Source organism: Colwellia sp. MB02u-10, from assembly GCF_014077185.1.
GTDB lineage: Bacteria > Pseudomonadota > Gammaproteobacteria > Enterobacterales > Alteromonadaceae > Cognaticolwellia.
The window spans coordinates 75,484-93,070 of record NZ_JACGVK010000117.1 but is presented as its reverse complement, the minus strand read 5'-3'; the positions used below and the strand labels follow the sequence as shown (position 1 = coordinate 93,070).

17 protein-coding genes are annotated in these 17,587 nt (G+C 38.3%); 13 read left to right on the top strand and 4 right to left on the bottom strand.

The window, feature by feature from the left end:
- Window positions 1–149 precede the first annotated feature (149 nt).
- The 4 genes from H4J59_RS09470 (at window position 150) to H4J59_RS09455 (ending at window position 4,170) form a co-directional block, all read left to right on the top strand.
- Window positions 150–1,679 carry a dipeptidase gene (locus H4J59_RS09470; RefSeq protein ID WP_220469781.1) on the top strand — a complete coding sequence of 510 codons (1,530 nt, stop codon included), beginning with the start codon at window positions 150–152 and terminating at the stop codon, window positions 1,677–1,679.
- A gap of 229 nt (window positions 1,680–1,908) precedes the next feature.
- Window positions 1,909–2,634 (top strand): SDR family NAD(P)-dependent oxidoreductase, encoded by a 726-nt coding sequence (locus tag H4J59_RS09465; RefSeq protein ID WP_182238838.1) that lies wholly within the window; start codon window positions 1,909–1,911, stop codon window positions 2,632–2,634.
- A 58-nt stretch (window positions 2,635–2,692) separates the two neighbouring features.
- Complete coding sequence (locus H4J59_RS09460) at window positions 2,693–3,595, top strand: amidohydrolase (protein WP_182238836.1); 903 nt, start codon at window positions 2,693–2,695, stop codon at window positions 3,593–3,595.
- Between the two features lie 116 nt (window positions 3,596–3,711).
- Window positions 3,712–4,170: an Lrp/AsnC family transcriptional regulator gene (locus H4J59_RS09455; RefSeq protein ID WP_182238834.1), complete on the top strand. Its 459-nt coding sequence runs from the start codon at window positions 3,712–3,714 to the stop codon at window positions 4,168–4,170.
- Window positions 4,171–4,565: 395 nt separating this feature from the next.
- Here H4J59_RS09455 and H4J59_RS09450 read toward each other — a convergent pair whose 3' ends face one another.
- Together H4J59_RS09450 and H4J59_RS09445 are read right to left on the bottom strand one after the other, a co-directional pair.
- Complete coding sequence (locus tag H4J59_RS09450) at window positions 4,566–5,750, bottom strand: mandelate racemase/muconate lactonizing enzyme family protein (protein WP_182238833.1); 1,185 nt, start codon at window positions 5,748–5,750, stop codon at window positions 4,566–4,568.
- A 63-nt stretch (window positions 5,751–5,813) separates the two neighbouring features.
- Window positions 5,814–6,584 (bottom strand): class II aldolase/adducin family protein, encoded by a 771-nt coding sequence (locus H4J59_RS09445; protein ID WP_182238831.1) that lies wholly within the window; start codon window positions 6,582–6,584, stop codon window positions 5,814–5,816.
- A 262-nt stretch (window positions 6,585–6,846) separates the two neighbouring features.
- Here H4J59_RS09445 and H4J59_RS09440 point away from each other — a divergent pair, with 262 nt between their 5' ends.
- Entirely contained in the window at window positions 6,847–7,653 is an 807-nt protein-coding gene (locus H4J59_RS09440) for an NRDE family protein (protein WP_259369463.1), read from the top strand.
- Window positions 7,654–7,749: 96 nt separating this feature from the next.
- Here H4J59_RS09440 and H4J59_RS09435 read toward each other — a convergent pair whose 3' ends face one another.
- Window positions 7,750–7,923, bottom strand: coding sequence for a hypothetical protein (locus tag H4J59_RS09435; protein WP_182238829.1), 174 nt, complete (start codon window positions 7,921–7,923; stop codon window positions 7,750–7,752).
- A gap of 250 nt (window positions 7,924–8,173) precedes the next feature.
- On the opposite strand from H4J59_RS09435, the gene H4J59_RS09430 reads away from it, so the two are divergent.
- The 3 genes from H4J59_RS09430 (at window position 8,174) to H4J59_RS09420 (ending at window position 10,880) form a co-directional block, all read left to right on the top strand.
- Window positions 8,174–9,400, top strand: coding sequence for a threonine/serine exporter ThrE family protein (locus H4J59_RS09430; RefSeq protein ID WP_182238827.1), 1,227 nt, complete (start codon window positions 8,174–8,176; stop codon window positions 9,398–9,400).
- A gap of 31 nt (window positions 9,401–9,431) precedes the next feature.
- On the top strand, window positions 9,432–10,043 hold the full coding sequence (locus H4J59_RS09425) for a TetR/AcrR family transcriptional regulator (protein ID WP_182238825.1): 612 nt from the start codon (window positions 9,432–9,434) through the stop codon (window positions 10,041–10,043).
- Between the two features lie 222 nt (window positions 10,044–10,265).
- Window positions 10,266–10,880 (top strand): PilZ domain-containing protein, encoded by a 615-nt coding sequence (locus tag H4J59_RS09420; protein ID WP_182238823.1) that lies wholly within the window; start codon window positions 10,266–10,268, stop codon window positions 10,878–10,880.
- 195 nt (window positions 10,881–11,075) lie between these two features.
- Here H4J59_RS09420 and H4J59_RS09415 read toward each other — a convergent pair whose 3' ends face one another.
- The gene (locus H4J59_RS09415; protein WP_182238821.1) at window positions 11,076–12,587 is read right to left on the bottom strand and encodes a CYTH and CHAD domain-containing protein; all 1,512 of its coding nucleotides are present in this window, start codon (window positions 12,585–12,587) and stop codon (window positions 11,076–11,078) included.
- Window positions 12,588–12,794: 207 nt separating this feature from the next.
- Here H4J59_RS09415 and H4J59_RS09410 point away from each other — a divergent pair, with 207 nt between their 5' ends.
- The 5 genes from H4J59_RS09410 to H4J59_RS09390 all read left to right on the top strand — a co-directional run bounded on the left by H4J59_RS09410 (window position 12,795) and on the right by H4J59_RS09390 (window position 17,483).
- Window positions 12,795–13,394: a TIGR04211 family SH3 domain-containing protein gene (locus H4J59_RS09410; protein WP_182238819.1), complete on the top strand. Its 600-nt coding sequence runs from the start codon at window positions 12,795–12,797 to the stop codon at window positions 13,392–13,394.
- A 66-nt stretch (window positions 13,395–13,460) separates the two neighbouring features.
- Window positions 13,461–14,891: a capsule assembly Wzi family protein gene (locus H4J59_RS09405; RefSeq protein WP_182238817.1), complete on the top strand. Its 1,431-nt coding sequence runs from the start codon at window positions 13,461–13,463 to the stop codon at window positions 14,889–14,891.
- A gap of 91 nt (window positions 14,892–14,982) precedes the next feature.
- Complete coding sequence (locus H4J59_RS09400) at window positions 14,983–16,053, top strand: CDP-glycerol glycerophosphotransferase family protein (protein WP_182238815.1); 1,071 nt, start codon at window positions 14,983–14,985, stop codon at window positions 16,051–16,053.
- Entirely contained in the window at window positions 16,053–16,445 is a 393-nt protein-coding gene (locus H4J59_RS09395; RefSeq protein ID WP_182238813.1) for an adenylyltransferase/cytidyltransferase family protein, read from the top strand. The genes H4J59_RS09400 and H4J59_RS09395 overlap by 1 nt, the downstream gene beginning before the upstream one ends.
- Window positions 16,446–16,457: 12 nt before the next feature.
- Window positions 16,458–17,483 (top strand): CDP-glycerol glycerophosphotransferase family protein, encoded by a 1,026-nt coding sequence (locus H4J59_RS09390; RefSeq protein WP_182238811.1) that lies wholly within the window; start codon window positions 16,458–16,460, stop codon window positions 17,481–17,483.
- Window positions 17,484–17,587 lie beyond the last annotated feature (104 nt).

Sequence of the window (17,587 nt, the reverse complement as noted above, 5' to 3'; positions counted from 1 at the left end):
GTATAATTTTTAGTGGTCTGCTATCACATCAATTTAACTTACGTTAATATACCGGCCCTACTTCAAGATGCAATTTCAGGGCTGAATAGTGAAGTAAAATAGGTATGTAACCCTGAAAATTTCTTAATCGCAAATTACTGGAGCACCTTTTGCTTAAAAAACTTACGCTTTTATCGGCAACAATCATAACAACTTATCTTTTATCATTAACCATCAGTCTCTTGGCTACAGCGAAAACTGCGCCCGTAAGTAGTGTCGCGCAAATAACCGCTGACTATGCTGTAACGACCTACCAAGATGATATGCTAAATAGCTTACGTGCGCTGATTAAGCACAATACTGTTGCCAAAGAAGGAGTGTCAGTTAATGACAATCCGGCTCACATTGCCTTTAAAAAAGAATTGAAAAAACAAGCGCAAACACTCGGCTTCGATTATATCGACGATGGCTATGTGGTTATTATTGGCTTAGGTGACCAAAAAGAACGAGTGGGTATTATTACTCATGGCGATGTACAACCCGCTAACCCAAAAAAATGGCAAAAATCACCCTTTGAACTTGATATCACCTCAGAGCCGGGCCGATTAATTGGCCGTGGTACTGAAGATGATAAAGGCCCAATTTCAACCGCGTTATATGCCATGAAGGCGATTAAAGATAAAAAATTAGCACTGAATAAACGTATTGAGTTATACATTTACATGGCGGAAGAGTCAGACTGGGAGCCACTAAAAGCTTATATCAAAACCCATGACTTACCACAAACCAATATCACCATTGACGCCGAATACCCGGTGGTAACCGCAGAAAAAGGTTACGGCACTATTAAGTTAGTTTTTAACCAGCAAGAAAAGCCAACAATTTCTCCTTATGTGAGTGAATTTGGCGGTGGTTTCTTTGGTAGCCAAATCCCTGAAGATGCCAGTGCGACCATTGAAAATGCCAATATTGTGCTACTTGAAAGGTTAATGCGCAAAGCACTAAGTTACCAAGGTGTCAGTTTTGATCTTGAACTAAAAGACAGCACCTTAACCATTAAAGCGTTAGGTAAGTCAGCACATTCTTCAAAACCTGATGAAGGCGTCAATGCGATTCCCTACCTTGCCGATTTATTGTCTAATACGCGTTGGGTCAATAATGGTCCAGGTACTTTAGTTAATTTTATTAATGACAATATTGGCCTAGGTTTAACAGGTGAAAAATTTGGTAACATTGCTTATCAAGATGATTTTATGGGCCCAATGACCGTCTCCCCTACCGTAATAAAACAACATGATGAAAGCATAGAGCTAAACATTAACTTACGCCGTCCACAAGGCAAGAGTAAACAGCAACTTAACGATGAAATACATCAAGCAGTACAAAACTGGAATAACAAATTTGATGCGGATGTTAAAGAGTTAGCGCATGATATTGGTGACCCTTTTATGCAAAAAGAGGTGCCACATATTAATACCTTATTAGCGGTGTTTACCCACTTTACTGGCATTAAAGATGCGAAACCTATTGCCATTGGTGGTGGGACAAATTCACGCTTATTTCCCAATGCGGTTAGTTTTGGCCCGTCTATGCCCAATGCCGAATACACCGGACATTCAGAGCATGAATTTATTACTATGAAACAGTTTGTTTTAAATTTAAAAATGTATACCGCGGCGTTAGTCGAATTAGCTAAATAAATGTGAAAATAGCTGTTAATTAGAAGCTGTCAGTTAATAGCTGTCAGCTTTCAGTTTGCTTGGCTTTTATGCGTTGCTTTATATGTTCGCTTACCGGATGAGGGGCTGAAGTTTCAGTACAACAATCTCTGCTGGTTTTATCCTTGGTTTGTCTTTATGTAAACTAATAGGCTTGGTATTTAGCACTTGTCGCGATATTATTTCACAAAATAATTTAGGTATTAGTGCTATGAAAAAAGTTTGTTTAGTTACCGGTGGCAGTTCGGGTATTGGTTTAAGTATTGTTAAGCTGTTCTTAGCAAAAAAATATCAGGTTTTTAATCTTGATATTACCGCGTCAGATTTTGGTGATTTTTGCCCTTGTGATATCACCAAGGTTAACGACGTTAGCCTGATCATTGCTAATATTGCCAAACAAGGCCCTATCGACGTCTTGGTTTCTAACGCCGGCATACACTTTTCAGGCTCTATTGAAGACACTAGTGAAGCAGATTTTGAGCGGGTTTTTAATATCAACGTTAAAGGCGCTTATGCGGCTATTAAAGCGGTTTTACCTGTCATGAAAACACAAAAAAACGGCGCAATAATTTTGATGTCATCAGATCAAGCCCTTATTGCCAAACATAACTCGTTTGCTTACAACCTCAGTAAAGCCGCACTCGCCTCAATGGCAAAAACCACTGCACTTGATTACGCACAATATAATATTCGCGCCAATGCCGTTTGCCCCGGCACTATTGAAACCCCACTTTACCATCAAGCCATTAATAATTATTGTGCAAGGTCAGGGGCGAACAAAGCTGAAGTGCACGCAGAAGAAGCAGCATTACAACCTTTAGGCAGACTAGGACAGGCAGAAGAAGTGGCCGAATTGGTGTATTTTCTTGGCTCAGATAAAGCAAAATTTATCACAGGTAGTTTGCAAGTGATCGACGGCGGCTATACAGCGCAATAGCACTAAACTCAACTGAATCAGTACCATAACTACAAATGAATCAATACAATACATAGCCATGAAAATAATCGATCCCCATCTGCATTTATTTGCTCTTAATGAAGGTAACTATCAATGGTTAAGAGCAGAGAACCCGCCTTTTTGGTCCGATAAACACCTAATAGCTAAAAACTTTTCTGAGCATGATCTAACATTAACCTCACCGTTAATATTAGCGGGTTTTGTGCACATTGAAGCCGGTTTTGATAATCAGCAACCTTGGCGCGAAATCGCTTGGTTAGAAAACACCTGTAACATGCCATTTCGCAGCATAGCAATGCTAGATATTACCTTGCCAAAATTGAAGTTTTTACAGCAAGTCGACAAGCTAATGCGCTATCAAAGTGTGGTCGGTATTCGTTATATTTTAGATGACGACGTTTTAGCCATTCTTAACGATAAAAACAGTCAAGATAACCTAGCAAGCTTAGCCGAAAATAAACTCATTTTTGAGCTGCAAATGCCACTAGCAAACCATCAGGCCGTCGATAGTTTACTTAACATATTATCAGTAACACCGCATTTACAGCTTTGTATTAACCACGCGGGTTGGCCAACACAAGATAAGATGCAACAGGTCCATTGGTTAAACAACCTTAAACGCTTGGCTAGCTTTGACAATATTTTCATCAAATGTTCTGGTTTTGAAATAACCGATAGAGCTTATTCTCTAAGTTGGCGATATAAAATCATCCGTCAGTGCATCGACATTTTTGGTGTTGAACGCGTGATGCTAGCCAGTAATTTTCCGCTATGCTTATGGCGTGCTAGCTACCAAGAAACTTGGCTTGCCAATACTCAAAGTATAAGTACTGGGCTTACAAAAACAGAGTCTGAGTCTGAATCTGAATTTGCCTTTAACACTGAACAGTTACAGAAATTATGCTTTAGTAATGCGCAGCGTTTTTACAAATTTCTATAACGGCTAACCAAGCAGTAGCACTTATACAAAATATAACTCGCAATAATGACTTGTTTACCGCAAAATAATTTCTCATTCATCTCTATCTAGGTAAAACCATTTCGTTTTAAACACTTATGGATGCATTCGATAAAAAAATACTGAACATATTACAACATGACTGTACCGCGTCGGTAAGTGATGTTGCCAGCCAAGTCGGTCTGTCAACAACCCCATGCTGGCGACGTATTCAAGTGATGGAAAAGTCTGGTATTATTAAGGGTCGCGTAGCACTTGCCGATCCAGAGCAACTTAATGTCGGCTTAACGGTATTTGTTACCATTAAAACCAATCAGCACAACCCCAAATGGCTTAGTGAGTTTAGAAAGGTAGCGATAGATTTCCCGGAAATTTTAGAGTTTTATCGCATGAGTGGCGAGATAGATTATTTGCTGCGTGTGGTGGTGCCCGATATGAAAGCTTATGACAGTTTTTACCAACGCTTGATCACACGGGCAAGTTTTGCTGACATCAGCTCTAGCTTTGCCATGGAAGAAATTAAATACACCACCGCCCTACCCATTGACTATATCTAATACCAAAGAGGTTAAATTAGCTATCAGTTTGAAGTATTGAGCTGTCAGTAAAATCAAACAGACAGCTCTAGTTTTTTAACTAAAAGCTGACAGCTCCAAACTGACAGCTTTCAATGGGCTATATCTAATACCAAAGAGGTTAAGTTAGCGATAAGTTTGCAGTACTGAGCTGTCAGTAAAATCAAACAAACAGCTCTTTCTTTTTAACTGAAAGCTGACAGCTTCCAACTGACAGCTACCCATTGACTATATCTAATACCAAAGAGGTTAAGTTAGCAGTGCTGAGCTGCCAGTAAAATCAAACAAACAGCTCTTTCTTTTTAACTGAAAGCTGAAAGCTTCAAACTGACAGCTAATCTTTTCGACTAATCTTTTCAACTAATCTTTTAAACCATTTATTTCAAAGAATTCACAGTCACATTAGGTGAGCGTTTAACTATTTCGTCATTAAGCTCAATACCAATGCCTGGCGTTTCAGATACTTCAAAAAAACCATTCACCGGTTGTGGGTCTTGTAGGCATAGCTCACGGTTCCAGTCTTTAATCGCATAAGTATGATGCTCATGAATTAAAAAGTTTGGAATCGCGGTTTCAAGATGTAAAGACGCCGCTGTAGCCACTGGCCCTCCACAGACATGGGCCTGAATACGAATGTCGTAAACGTCGGCATAATCACACACTTTTTTAGCTTCGGTAAAGCCACCACATAAGCCAATATCAGGCTGTAACACGTCAATACTTTGGTCTTCAAAATAAGGTCTTACGTCCCAACGGTGATACAAGCGCTCGCCACCCGCAATGGGCACGTTAACATTGTTAGCCACTTTTTTATGTACGGCCGAGTTCAGATAATTCACTGGCTCTTCGTAGAACATGCAGCCAACTTCTTCAACAATTCGCCCCATTTGAATCGCTGAAGCCGCGCCCATTAATGAATGCGATTCAAAAATAATGTCAACGTCTTCACCCACGGCATCGCGAATAGCGCGCAGGCGATTACCAAATAAGCGCATTTGTTTTGGGGTAAACAATTTAGTGCGATCAAATGAAGAACTGCCATCATGGTTGTAAACAATCGGATCAACTTTTACCGCGTCATAGCCTTGTGCAACGGCTTTTAATGCGGCTTCTGCATACTGTGTGGGTTCAATAAGTTTAGTGATTTTCTCATCCCAATCAAACTGCAATTGGCTTGCATAGGTGCGCAACTTTTCATTAGTTTTACCGCCTAATAATTGATAAACCGGTAAGCCGAGTGCTTTACCTTTTATATCCCACAAAGCGGTATCTATCGCACTCATAGCCGAATAAAGCACAGGGCCGCCACCTAAGCCCCAAAAGCTTTCTCGTAGCATTCTAGACCACAATAATTCGGTATTAAAGGGATTAAAGCCTATCAGTATCGCTTCACTAATTTCTTTTAGCATCGCCGCTGCAGCACTGTGACCCCAGTCATAAGCAAGACCTGCTTCACCCACACCAGAAATGCCTTCATCGGTATGTACACGAATAAATACTGGGTTCCAACCTGGACGTTTTGGACATTCAATATCAAAAATTTCTACATGAGTTACTTTCATTATGCTCTCTTTACATTCTTTTTAAATGCGCTTCTAAAATCACTACAGCCATGATATTTAAGATTATAGCGCGAAACTTGGATCTTCTTTATAGACTCTACGTAACATCGCCGGCCAAGCTTTTTGCCCACCCGTTTGTCCGGTATGCACTATGTTTGCCTGCGCTTTAATGCCATCAACAATACTTTGGTCAACCAATAGTGGCTTCATACCCATCGACATGACTTGTACTTGAATTTGACAAGCTCGTATTAAATCATACATATGCATAAAAGCATCTCCTATGGTTTTGCCCATGGTTAAAGCGCCATGATTACGCAATAACATGAAGTTTTTATCACCTAGGTCTTGCTGTATACGCAACTTTTCATCGTCGTTGACCGCCAAACCTTCATAATCGTGATAACTAAGTGAGGCGAGTGCGAACATTGAATATTGGCTAATAGGCAATAAACCTGCTTCTAAGCTAGCCACCGCTATCGCTTCATTACTGTGCACATGCAAGGCACAAATATCGTCATGGCGAACAGCGTGAATAGCACTATGAATGGTAAAACCTGCCGGGTTAAATTCAAACGGGCAGTCTGCATCAACTATCTTGCCCGCCATATCTACTTTAACTAAATTCGACGCGGTAATTTCATCAAACCGTAAACCAAAAGCATTAATCAGTACATGCTCTGTACCAGGAATACGCACCGAAACATGGGTGTAAATTAAGTCATCCCAGCCATGCAAGGCAATCAGTCGATAACATGCGGCTAAATCTACTCTGAGTAGCCATTCTTGTGCTGATACTTTGTCTTTTAAATCAATTACGGGAACTGCTAACATCAGCCTTTACTACCTTTTGCTTGAAAAATAATATCGAGGGTATATTTGTTATAAACCTTATCCTATGATGGCATAGAGTGAAAGCTCCAGATATTATTAGTTATACCAATCTCACTCATTATCTGATCATTTTTACTGGTTAAAATAACCCACTACTGCGTTATTTATTTAATAATTAGAACAACTCGTTATTAAAATAAATGCCTTATATTTGGCCATTTTTCCTGCGTATAAAGTAGACCACCTAATTAATGAAATTGGTATGACAACCATTTATACACCCTCTTTTGGAAAAAACCTTTTTATGTGCATCTTATTTATCGCTATTGAACAACACCCTGACTACCCGGTTATTATCTGTGCTAATCGTGATGAATTTCATCAACGCCCAACACAAAACATGCACTGGTGGCCGGAGCAAAAGATATTAGCGGGTAAAGATTTACAGGCACAAGGTACTTGGCTTGGCCTAAGCCCTGAAGGCGACTTCTCAGCCTTAACTAACTTTCGTCGACCAACAAGTTTTGATACGAAAAAGCGCTCTCGTGGTGATTTAGTGGTACAAGCATTGCAAAACGGAGACCTTAAAACCCAGCAAAATTTATCGCAAGTGTCCGATAAATACAACGACTTTAATCTTGTCTTTGGTCCCTTAAATAATTTGCAGGCATTTGATAGTGTTAATAAAAAACTTGTCAACCTTCAACCTGGCTTTCATAGCGTCTGTAATGGCGCATTAGATGATATTTGGCCCAAAATGGCCTTAGGCCTAAATACCTTAGAAGGTTTAATTACCACTGACAAGGTCAATGTTGCCGCATTATTCTCTGTGATGATGAACCAAGAACTGGCGCAAGCGCAACATTTACCGATTACCGGCATCAGTGAAGAGTTGGAGTCGCTACTCAGTAGTATTTTTATCGTATCGCCTGACTATGGCACACGCTCGACAGCCATAATTTTACAAGCAAAAACAGGTGATATTGAAGTTTACGAACGTAACTATAACAGCGCTGGCGAGGTACTAAATCAAAACAAGTTCGATATTGAGTCAAGTAAGAAAAGCTAAATGGTACTTTTACTAGATAGTACTTTTAATCGTGTTGATAAATAGTATTGATAAAAATGTCAGTACTGTGCAAAAAACTCTGCAAAAAACGCAGTCTTACAACATCTGACGAATAATAGCAGCAATAATGGCAATAAATACCACTACCCAGAGTATTTTAGCGTATTTTTGCTGTTGCTCTGCTACCATTGGCTTGCCAAAACGTTGTCCTAAAATCACCATCAAGGCAACTGCCGAAAATACACAAAATAAAATAATCAATAAAGTCATATCACTTGTTACCCCAATAGCAAAATTTTACTAGCGCAGTTGAATTTTCAAGAAAAAACTATCTCGCTAGCTCAGATATCATACCGAGATTTACACTATCTGCAAACTTTCCTAAACCTATCTGCAAACTTTCCTAAACAATGTATATGTTCTTTTAGATAACAAATTTATTAAGATCCGACTTCTGTGCTTTCATTTTAAAATTAATCATTTACCATAGAAAATTATTTTCAATATTAACGAAATTCCCATGGCAAACACTGATAGTTTTACCGATAAGCGTCGATTTATAATTCGTTTAGGTAAAGCTTTACATAAATTCGGTACTCCCGCTTATCGATTGGAGGCACATTTAGCTGATGTATCAAAAAGCTTAAATGTTTATGGCTCTTTTGTGATTAGCCCGACATCGTTAACCTTTGTTTTATCTGAAGATGACGAAAACCAAGACTACAATCATATTTTGCGTGTTGCGCCGGGCGAACTTGATTTAGGTTCATTGGCTCGTGCCGACGAATTGGTTGACGAACTTACTTCGGGTCAACGAACACTATCAGAAGCCATTGAACGCTTAGACGAAATTGCCAACAAACCTAATCCTTATGGTCGATTTTTAACCTTTCTAGCTTTTGGCGCTTCAAGTGGTGCTTTTGCCATGCTAATGCACACCAGTTGGAATGACGTTTTTTGGTCCACCTTGTTGGGTTTTGTGGTTTGCTTATTTGCCTTTGGGGCAGAATACTCGCGCCGTGTCACCGATATGTTAGAACCCATTGCCGCGATGACAACCGCTATTTTAGCCACGGCTATTGCCTTAATAGATCCCAGCATTAATATCCCTTTCGTGGTTTTATCCAGTATTATCGCGTTTATTCCAGGCTTGTCGTTAAACTTAGCTTTATCTGAGCTTGCCGCAAGAAATTTGATCTCGGGTACCGCAAGGCTAATGGATGCCTTAATGATCTTATTTAAGATTTACTTTGGTGGTGTTTTAGGTATCGCTCTGGGAAAAATGATGTGGGGTGAAGTCGCTTTTATTCAGCCACCTAGCACACCTAATTGGACCTCATGGGCGGCAGTGACCACCTTATCAATTTGCTTAGTTATTTTATTTAAGTGCCGCAAAAAAGATGCACCTTGGGGCATTGTTTCAGGTTATATTGCTTTTGGTGCCAGCATTATTGGCGCTGAATATTTAGGGGTTGCCCTGGGTGCCTTTGTGGGTGCCTTTGCTTTAGGTATATACAGTAGTATTTTTTCACGCATTATGAATCTTCCCTCAAGTATTGTTAAATTAATGGGCTTGGTGGTATTGGTACCAGGAAGTAAAGTGTATATTGGTTTAAGTAACGCAGTATCGGGGCAAACTATGCTAAATGCCACTGACATCGGCTCACAAACCTTTCTAATTTTCATGTCATTAGTGGCCGGATTAATATTTGCTAATGTGGTATTTCCATCGAGAAAAGTCCTTTGATCATAAGTAATAACACTGAGCAGCTTAGCTAATGGCAACCAAAACAAAATATCACCATGGAGATTTGCGTAAGTCGTTAGTGATTACCGCAACAGAAATGGTGACAGAGGCAGGCATTGAAGGTTTGTCGTTACGTAAACTCGCTGAGCGCATTGGTGTTTCGCGCACCGCGGCCTATCATCACTTTACCGATAAAAATGATCTGTTATGTGCGATTGCTGAGCAAGGTTTTGCACAATGGCATCAGCGTGTAAGTGAAATTTTTTCTGAAGAAAAGCTGTCTAATGAAGATAAATATCGTCATTTTGTTCATGCTTATATCGGCTTTGCCACCAGTAACCCATCATTATACGAACTGATGTTTGGCCGGGTTATTTGGAAAGAAAATAATAGCACTGAAGCGTTAAAGAAAATTGCCTATGCAACTTTTAACTACCAAGTTGAAATGACCAAATTATGGCAAGAACAAGGCATTATTATCAAAGAGGAAAATAGCTTAAGGTTGGCGCAAGTAACTTGGGCTACTTTGCACGGTATCGCTCGTTTGGTTATTGACGGTATATACGCACAAGATAGCCAGATTGATGAAATGTGTGAATGTGCCGTTAACGTGTTTCTTGCTAGTACACACAATAGCCATTAGATTAAGTCAGTGAGCCATTATAAGTGAGACTAATATAAGTGAGACTAAATATTCAAGAGCAAGGCGCTTGATTGAGTATTAGTGGGTTATTGGGATTAAAACTAACGCAGATATTGGATATTGAATCCACTTTAGAATAATCGTTTATTTATCTCAATAGATATAGCTAGCCATTGAGATAATGAATGAGACTACTTGAGCAAATTATAAGGTAATTTATTTATGACAACCGCTGACCATCAGACAAAACTTGCTCAATTTGATGAGTTTTTTTCCATAAACTATACTTTTACCATCAACGCTAGTGTTATCGACTTAGCGCAATTGCCAAATTATCAGCAGTTTATTGAAAACATGCCAGCACCTTTTAAAATAGCGGTAGAAGTCAATACCGTCGATAAAAAGGCCCTACGCTCGCTACAATCAGTGACTGGGGTTGCTAGTCATTTAATGGATTACCTTAATCATCAAGCGAAAAAAATGGACCTACTGGTAGGTTACATTCTTAGTCAACAAAACGATGCAAGCACAAGATTTCAAGCCATTAATTTTGGTGGTGGTGGCATTATTTTTAAAACCACGGCACCTAACCTCTTTAACACGGGTGACTTTCTTGAATTAAAGTTATTTTTTGCTGATGAAAATACCGCGCTATATTGTGTTGGCGAAATTGTCAGTAGTGAAATAGTGGACAGCGAAAGTCAATACAAGGTGATTTTTCATCATATTCGTGAAGAAGATCAAGAAGCCTTAGTGCGACATAGTTTACATCAACAATCAAAACAGCTACAAGCACTAGCACAACAGCGTAACCAAGCTAAAAATACTTCAGCGTAAACGCCTTAACAATTGGCCTACAGCGCATTGAACTTAAAAGGCTAAGCTCAGTGCGTGTTCTACTGATTTTAATATTTAAAAAATAGCCTAGTGGATCACCAAGCTATTATTGAGTTTATCGCTCAGTTATCGTTCAGTTATTACTCCGCTATTAATAAGCATCAAACACTTAATGATAAATTCTGGCTCTTAGTGCTACTCAAGCCAATACGGCTCCATCGCAATAGCAATGGCTTTAGTATTGTCTAATGCTAATAACAAGCCTTGTACTTTACTCTGCTGCCACTGCACCAGTTTTTTTGGCGGTTCAGAGAGTTTTTCTAATTGCAGCTGAATAATCCACAGTGACTGTAATTCGCTGATACCTTGTTGTAGGTCTAGCCATGGCCGGCGAAATTTATCCCGTAAATCATTATCAAATAAGCCGGCAAGCCAAGTACCGGTTAATGAGCTGCGATACAATAGTTTGCTTTGTGCAATATATTGCTGACAGTCTGAACTCGCCATGTTCTTCATCTGCGCACTAATTTCACTTAGGCTCAATTGAATTTTATCTTGAGCAAATTTAATCAGGGTATCATCACCGACTTTACTCGCAACAGCGATATGCTCACTACGCGCTAAATAACCTTGCAATATCGACAGTTGCAGTTGGTTAAAACGGCTACTATGTAACAGTTGGCTAATATCATCACTATCAGGAAAACGACGTTTTTCTATTTGAAGTTGTTCGATTAGTAGCTTGCTAAAATCAAGTTTTTTGCGGTAATTACCGGTTTTATTGGTCAGTTCTTGCAAATATATCGCGTTATCAAGCCAAGCAAGTAAATGCACAAAATGACTTAATTCATCTCTGATCAGTAATTCATCCGGCGATAAATAGTCTGCGAATAACCAAAAGCCATGACGAATAAGCGCTAAGTTTGCTTTTACTGCCACTAATTCATGCAAAGTTGGCGTGGCTAAATAAGCCTCAATACTATTTTGCAGGCGGGTAAGCCCATGACTTAGTCCATCGGTAAAGGCATTAGCAATTGAATCACCACCTTTGTTGCAAATAAAACTTTGTTGTGGGGTAGCTTCTACTACTGGCTCGGTTCGCCAAAGCGCATAACCTCGTGCCGCTTTACTTTTTAAGCCTGGGCGCAGTGCTAGCTCTTTAAAAAGCAATGAGGCTAAAGTAAATAGTGCAGATTTATCTCCCTGAACCAACTCAAATTCAAGCTCATGAATGCGCTCTTTTTTCTCAGCACTGGCCACTTCACCTTGATCATAAGCCAGCTCAACCCTATTGCCACTGGCATCGGTGATTAACCAGGTACAACGTTTAAAGTCAGTATTGAATAAGGCAACTAAATCATGTTGAATATTTTCAACCGATTGACTTGGTTGCCAAATGTCATCTGGAAAAAGCCTTAAAATCGGCAGTTCACCTTCAATATCAACGTTATATTCAGGGCGACTATGTAAACCACCGACCACCTGTCCAGCGGTTTTTATTGTTTGCTCAATATGACTATTGCTTCGGCGAACCCTCAAGCCCATATCATGTTGTCGCAAATTTAGCTCTGGGGTATCGAAGTAGCAATTAGCGAGTTGCTTTTCTTGATAGCTAAAGTGAATATTTTCACGATTAAGTGTTTGGGTGATTTTTTCTACGGTGTCATTGCCTAAAACTAAATATTTAAGCTCTATTTCGGTTGTCATACTTTTCCAATATTAGTTATAAATCAATCCCATTAACTGCAGTAGTGATATTTTTTGTACAATTACAGCTAATAGTAGTGTCAATCTTACATGATTAATAATTTATATCAAAAATCTTAGAAATCTAAGCGACTCCACTTGCTATCATTACTGCAACGTCCTACTATCTTTGCCATTCTCTGTTTAAATGGCGCTATTGGTTATTTCATGATAAACATAAAACAAAAATTCGTTGCACTATTACTTTTTACTTCTTTATTCTCTTTTGCTGAAGAGTCTACTAATTCAACCACTACCGGTTATATTTCTGAAAATTTAATTGTTTATATGCACTCAGGTGCAGGTAAAAATTACCGTATACAAGGTACGGTAAACGCGGGTGAAAAAATACAATTAACCGGTAAGTCGGCTAATGATTATAGCGAGATCATTAGCGATAATGAACGCACTGGCTGGATTGAAAGCAAACTTGTCTCAACAAAACCAGGCATGCGTTATGTTATTGCTGATCTTAATGAAAAATTAGCGAGTTTTCAATCAGGCAAAATTGATGTTACTGAGCAACTCAACGAAGCAATAGGTGAAATTGACGCATTAAAATCTGAGCGTAGTGACCTACAAAACAGTATTTCAGCACTCAATATGGATTTAACAGAAACTAAATCACAATTAAAAAACCAAGATACTAGCATTAAAAAACAATGGTTTTTTAATGGCGCAATCGTATTAAGTATTGGTTTATTGTTTGGTTTGATCTTACCGCGTTTATTTTCAAAGCGTAAATCAGGTATGGAAAACTGGGGTTAACTAAACCCATTTCGTTATGGTTTGCGTGAAAAACTAATAAAATTAAAGAACACTGGAATAATACTTTTGAAAACTTTTTTTTATACACTTGTCATCAATATTTGTCTGATATCATTTACCACTCAGGCAAATGGCGTTTCCCCCTATTTACCCTTAAAAACCGATCCTCTACTTGAATTAGAGCTTGAAAAACTTGCTACCATAACCAAATTACCGATTTTAACACGCCCATATCATGCGGCAACAATCTATAAATACTTAGACAAAATTAAAACTAGCCATCCTGTTTTATATCAAAGGCTAAATGCTTATATAAAACGTTATAAAAAAACAAAAGCTGTCACTCATTTTTCAGCACAGATTAATCACTCATTTGAAGATGATTTTTTAATGGCTAATCAGCGAGGCCTTGATGTTGACGATTCTTTCAAAATATCAACAAGCAGCTTTTGGCAAGTCAATGAGCACCTAATTTTTAATGGTGGGGGTACATTTTTCAATGGTGAAGTAGTACCGAATAATAGTTACGTTTCTTTTGGCTGGGATGTATTGCAAGTAGATGTTGGTTATCGAGAACATTGGTTATCGCCGACGCAGGAAGGTGCATTACTATTATCGACTCAAGCTAAGCCAGCGCTTAATGTAACTATTAGTAACCCTGAACTATTAACTGACTGGAATATTAAATATGAATTGTCAGTTGGTATCCTTGAAAAGCAACAAGGGATTCAATTTGGACGAGATAGTAATATTGTCGCTGGCAAGCCCAACTTACTTTCTATGCACTTAAGCTTACAACCTATAAAATGGTGGACTGTTGGCTTTAATCGAACCTTTATGTTTGGTGGTGACAAAAGTGTCTCTGTTAAGGATGTATGGAACGCATTTATTGACCCCTTAAGTAGCGACAACTGCGGTGGTGAATCTGATTTAGTAGATTGCACACAAGAATTTGGAAACCAACAAGCGTCATTTAGTAATAAATTCGATTTCAGCCCGTTTAATTTTCCAATAAGCATTTATTATGAGTACGCAGGAGAGGACACTAAAGATTATAGCAATTACCAGTTAGGCAACATAGCACAAAATTTTGGTATGTTTTTCCCCTACCTAACTGACTCGTTGTCATTAAATATTGAATATAGTAAGTTTCATACAGCCTGGTATGTCCATCATATTTATGACGAAGGCTACGCTAATGATAAAGTTAAAATGGGGCACTGGTGGGGTAATTTAAAGACGGCAAACGATGGTGCAGCAGGTTCTGCCGCAAGTATGAGAATTGACTGGCAAACGCAAGTAGTTGACCGAATTACTCTGTTATACCGAACCGCTACAGTCGATTCATCGTCTGCTATGAATTATCAGCGCTCCCATGAAATAGAGTTAAAGTTCAAAAAAACATTAAAAAACGCATTTATCAACCTAGCAATTAATCTCGGAGAAGATACGCAAGGTGAAAAATTTCTAAGTACCAGTGTTTCATATATTTGGTAGGAATTTGACACTCTACATAGTGCTATTGCTAACATTAACTGGTCTTAAAAGGATGAATTACCAGCATTACTAAAATTTAAGAGAGATACTAATGCGCGTTTTTTTTGATGTCCAGCATTTATATTATTTACCACAATACTTACCCGTTTATAATGAGTTGACTGAAATGGGCATTGATTGTGAGTTTATTTTACATCGACAAACAGACTTAAACGATATTTTAGATGCATACGTGAAGACACATAAATTATCATGTTTTTGGGCAAACGATAAAGCAGAAGCTCATAATATTTATTTGACAGAAAAACCTGAATGGATAATATTTGGCAATGCAATAGATGGGTTAGAAAAAATACACTGTGCTTCTAAAACAGCATTGATGCAGCACGGAATTGGCCCAAAATCTTGCTATTATGACGTATCTAACTCAGCAATAATGTACAGGTTTGTTGAGGGGAAACATAGACTTGAACGATTAAAGAAACTTTTTCCTGAAAAGAAATTTATTGATACCGGTTATGCAAAATTAGACCCTATTGTGAATAGTAGTAAAAATAACGACTTCCTTGGTTCACTCGCCTTAGATCCAAACAAAAAAACAATCCTTTATGCCCCAACTTTTTATCCTAGCTCCATTGAACGTTTACCGAAAAATTTTCCGGTGCTTTTAAAAAAATACAATATTATTATAAAAGCACACTTTTTTTCTTTAATAAAAAATAAATATAAAGCGCAACAAAAAAAGTTAAAACATTGGGAAAGTTACAGTAATGTATACGTTTGTGATGTTAGTGATGTCTCTATTTTACCTTTTATGCAGCATGCAGCATTAATGATTAGTGATGCCTCCTCTACGTTATTTGAATTTGCAGCCTTAAATAAGCCAGCGATTTGGTGCGACTTTTATAAACTACGTTGGTCTTACCGTGGCATATTCAAGTATAGGTTTACTCGTCGGTTAGACAAAGATATAGCCTACTTTGGAAAAGTAGCCGCAAAAACAACAAATGTACAAGAGTTAATAGAACAAGTAGAATTACACATCAATAATCCTCAGCTTAAAGAAGCTGAAAGAGCCAAAACTTGCGAGTATTTGGTTGGGAAAGTGGATGGTAAATGCAGCGAACGCATTGCACATTTTCTCGTTACAGGAGCTAATTAATGAGAGTAATCACCTTTGGGACTTTTGATGTATTCCATGTCGGACATGTCAATATTTTAGAACGCGCCAAGTTACATGGGTTACACCTCATAGTAGGCGTATCTTCAGATGCACTAAATATGGAAAAAAAATCTAGATATCCAATATACTCAGAAGATGACCGACAACATATTATTCGCTCACTTCGCTGCGCAGATGAAGTATTTCTTGAGCAATCTCTTGAGTTAAAAGCGCATTACATTAAACATTATAATGCCGATATACTCGTTATGGGGGATGATTGGCAAGGTAAGTTTGATCATCTAGAAGATATCTGTAAAGTCATTTACTTACCTCGAACTCCTTCCATTTCGACCACTGAAATTATTGAAGTTGTAAAAACAAAAAGGTAACTCCATAAAGTAATGAAACGTCACCTATTTTATATTTCTGAAAACTACTCCTTTGAGATCTTGCGACCATTACAAAAAGAAATATTAGCAAGAGGTGGTGAGGTAAAGTGGTTTGTCTCTGGTAATCACATTAATCTTGATAATTTTTGTGATAACGAAGTCATATTAAACTCAGCTGCCGACGCTGTTGGCTATAAACCTGCAGCTTGTTTTGTACCAGGCAACCATATTCCCAGATTTATTTCCGGAATTAAAGTACAAGTTTTTCATGGGCTTGAGTGGAAAAAAAAAGGTCACTTTCAAATTCGCGGCTGTTTTGACTTATATTGTACACATGGCAAGTCGACAACATCTCGATTTAAGTTACTCGCTAAAAAGCATGGCTATTTTGATGTCATAGAAACCGGTTGGCCAAAAGTTGACCCGTTATTTAATGCCATTCCTAAGCAACATTTTTCTACCCATAAACCAACCATTTTATACGCGCCAACATTCTCCCCAAAACTCACTTCGGCGAGCGATTTATTTAATGAAATTAAAGTATTATCTCAATCTAAAAAATATAATTGGTTAATTAAATTTCACCCAAAAATGCCGATGTATTGGGTAGAGCAATATAGCAAACTAGAATGTGAACATATAAAAGTGGTCAATTCGAGTGAAATAAATGAATTATTTCAAAGTGCCGACATACTGTTATCTGATACCTCCTCTGTTATTGGTGAATTTTCGCTACTGGGTAAACCCATAGTCACTTACAATAACTCCTTACCTGGTGACTATCTAATTGATATTAAAACGCCATCTGAACTTTCAACTGCAATAGTGGCTGCCTTATCGCCATCTGATCAACTTAAACAAGCGATTACCCATTACTGTGAGGAACTCCACCCTTTTAAAGACGGTCAATCTTCTTGCAGAATAATGGACGCGGTAGAAAATATATTTACAAACGGTAAACTGGCCAATAAGCGTAAGCCTCTGAACTTATTTCGTAACTTTAAGCTTAGAAGAAAACTCAATTATTGGAAAATATAGCTGTACGCTTAACTTAGCGAGTAGAATAACGACTAATTACTACAAAAATGTCTAATAGGGCACTGTGAAGTATAAATCAAAGTGAGAATCTCAATGCTTTGACA